Source organism: Pseudodesulfovibrio alkaliphilus, assembly GCF_009729555.1.
GTDB lineage: Bacteria > Desulfobacterota > Desulfovibrionia > Desulfovibrionales > Desulfovibrionaceae > Pseudodesulfovibrio > Pseudodesulfovibrio alkaliphilus.
This window is the reverse complement of the sequence record NZ_WODC01000020.1, coordinates 1-3,076: the sequence shown is the minus strand read 5'-3', so window position 1 is coordinate 3,076 and position 3,076 is coordinate 1. Positions and strand designations below refer to the sequence as shown.

The 3,076-nt window shown below is 44.5% G+C and carries 2 protein-coding genes; both read right to left on the bottom strand.

The features are described 5' to 3' along the window. Nucleotides 1-106: 106 nt before the first annotated feature. Nucleotides 107-2,359 carry a hypothetical protein gene (locus tag GKC30_RS14775; RefSeq protein WP_155935741.1) on the bottom strand — a complete coding sequence of 751 codons (2,253 nt, stop codon included), beginning with the start codon at nucleotides 2,357-2,359 and terminating at the stop codon, nucleotides 107-109. Beyond that, nucleotides 2,359-2,763 (bottom strand): hypothetical protein, encoded by a 405-nt coding sequence (locus GKC30_RS14770; RefSeq protein ID WP_155935740.1) that lies wholly within the window; start codon nucleotides 2,761-2,763, stop codon nucleotides 2,359-2,361. Before GKC30_RS14770 ends, GKC30_RS14775 begins: the two co-directional genes overlap by 1 nt. Between the last annotated feature and the right edge of the window lie 313 nt (nucleotides 2,764-3,076).

Genomic DNA, 3,076 nt, shown 5'->3' with positions numbered 1-3,076 from the left:
TTCAACAATTGCCCAGAATTCATCAGAAACTTCCCAGGATTTGACTTTGGTAGACATGGCTCCTCCTCATGGAGAGAGCATGCCAAATTCTCTAGAAAAAGTCTATTTATTTACGGATAAGTTCTAAAAGGTCATGAGGGGCTGCTTCGTCACTTTTCGTGCCGCCATTTTCGGACGATCCCTTTAAACCAAACGGCTCAAAGGTTCTCATCAGTATGTCTCCAGGGTATGCCAAAACGGGCTGGACAGAGAGAACGAACTTTGAAGAGTATGGCCACCAAACACTTTGTTGACGGGTTTCATTATACAACTCATCCCAGGCCTGCGACGATAAATAAGGATTAGGTAGATACGCCGCCAACCCCAAAGCAGTCACCAAGGGTAAGGTATAGAGGATTGCGCTCCAAAGCCATTTCATTAACTTGCTTGAAATCTCTTCCTTCACCAATATTTCGCGGGCAGAAACCAATAGTTTACCCGCTGAAAGAAATGAGAATAATAGCGAAAGGCATACCGCAATCGGAGGGATTAAGGCCGTTCGCAGCAACATCTTGCCTTCATCCATCAATTCCTCACCATTTTCGTATTTCGTTGCATGAGTCTTAAATACTTTAAGCTCATCATCTACCCTCTTTTTGAGTGCTGGTTCGATGATGTTTGTTACGAACTCTTTTTTAGACCATGAGAAAACGAAACCTGGCTGGTACATGTCTACAAGTTCCTCCTTGATCTTGCTGGCAACCACAGAAGTCTTTGTTAGTTGGTTCATTGAAAGGCGAGGTTTAACCACCCCTCCCAGGAGTTGGGTTATCTTCCTGTCCCATATGACATTGGCTTCATTCTGGGCCATTAAGGTATAGGCTTTGTTGAATGTCTTTCGGTCATAGATATCCCAGTTACTTGGCAGCTTAATGCCATGCTTATTCATTAAGTTGTCCCGAACTGCTTTGGCGACCTGGGGCGAAGAGTAATAACCTTGATCGCTTAAACCGTAAGGCAGCCCGTAACTATTGCTTTTATGACTTCCAAACCTATCCTTTTCCCAATGGGCCAGCATAAGCCCGACCATTTGCGGATCATAAGAGCAATCATATCGGGAGCTAAGTGCTCTGCTTAGTATGCTGATCCCAAATGTCCTAATCGCTTCAAAGGTGTCGTTGAGGTCAAACCCGTTGTCTTCCTTACAAAAATTTCGCCAAGGTATTGGAGGATTGATGACCCTGCTCATCAGTTTTTCATATTCTTGATCCAAGCTTTCCTGGCAACTCCTTACGGATGAGCTTGAACTTCTCTCCGAGCATTTTGCCCTCTTTTCAAAGAACTGCTGAAGTTTAGGACTGATTTTGTCCCGTGCTAGTCTGATGTATGCGTCTTCGAATGTCTTTTGCTCGCGCTTGTAGTTCACCAAGCCTTGATCGATCTCTAGGTGTATTGTCTTCCAATTCTTATCAGCTTGTTCTGCTATGGGCTTCCCTTGTCCAACGTAACTCTCGGAAGCTGCAGCATAAGGCTCGTACACCTCTTTTATGAAGATATCTCGTCGGTCTAAGTACTTCGCATATTCCTTGTCTGTGTCTACGACCTTACGGAGCCTTGCAAGCTTCCTAACAACGCTATCGACATTCTCTTCATTGGAGGCCCAAGAAAGTAAACTATCTGAATTGAGAGCCAAGGGACCCAGCATGACAAGAAAAGCTCTCGCTTCGGCACTGTTTGGACCATTAAAATCCGCTGGGGCAACGTCTTCGAGCACTACAATGTCATTAACCAGCGCCATCCGCAGGAGATTGATATAGCGTGCAGACAGTCTTTCTTCTCCGCTCGAAGGATCAATTATGTAATGGTCTGTGACGGCAATTTTCCCGTAATAGAAAGCAGGCCAGGACAACAACAAAAGACCAAGTAAAGCGAGACTAGAGCGTTTTGCAGCGGAATAAGACTTCGTCATCCTTGATGATGCATATGCCGTCAAGGATAAGCCAGCGCCGACACAGAACAAGGTGTCTGTGTGGTATGGAGTAAGCAAGAAGGGCAATGCACAAACAAGAGCAATACCACACAAGAGAAAAAGCTTAGGGTAGGTTCTGACAATGAAGCTAGACGAGACAAAAACGCCTACAACGAACAGTGCGAATCCGGTAGAAGATGCCCTTCGACCAAACCCCTCTACACTATGCAACACATCGGAAGTTAAATCTGGACGAGAGACGACCTCCAGCAAAGACATGTTAAAAATTACTTCAACTACAAGGTAAACTGCTGACGAAATAATAAGTAAATGTTTCCAGCTTTTAGCGTGAATTTGTTCCTCACTCTTATATACCGGGCTTTCCTCTTTAGACTCATTATTTGTTGCCATCAGTCAGAACCTACCGGGATGACAATTCTACCTTCTTCTTCCTGAGTGTAATCTTCGACTTTGACTTTCTCGATTATTCCATTCCAGTGAATGTGTTCATAGTCACTGGGGATTACTTTTATCTCTCCGTTTTTTGTGAGGTATCTCTCGCTTCGGAAAAGGCGCAGTTGCTCTTGAATTTGGGTCAAATCGGCATCTTTTGGCAAATGGGGTAATACTTGCTGGGAGCCCTCGTATACGTTATTGACCTGCCGGCTTTTTTGAGGCTTTGTCGTAACACAACCTGCAAGAAGTGCCACGACCACAATCAATGTCAAGCAGCTTGTATAAACATTTGTTTTCTTGCCTCTTTTATTAAATCCATACTTGCTTTCTGAATGTTTTCTATTGTTGTCATTAAGCATATAGAAACCCCGGGAGGTGTTGACTTGAAAAACGCATTTATCTGCTGGGCTAAGATAAATCTAGTTCTGCATAGCTTTTCTTGCCGCCATTAGCCCGATAGCTCAAATCGATAAAAATTATTAATGTCAATATATTGATGATCGGCTCGTCAACGTCGCGTAACGTCATATTTGGGATAGGTCAATATGTACAGAGATAGTATTCACCTGACACCGCCGCCCCTGGCGGGGTGAGTTACGCTGCTTCTTCGGTTTCCGTTTTCTTGCCTTTCACGATGCCGTCCAGGAAGACCTGGTTCGGCGTCCGTCCCTG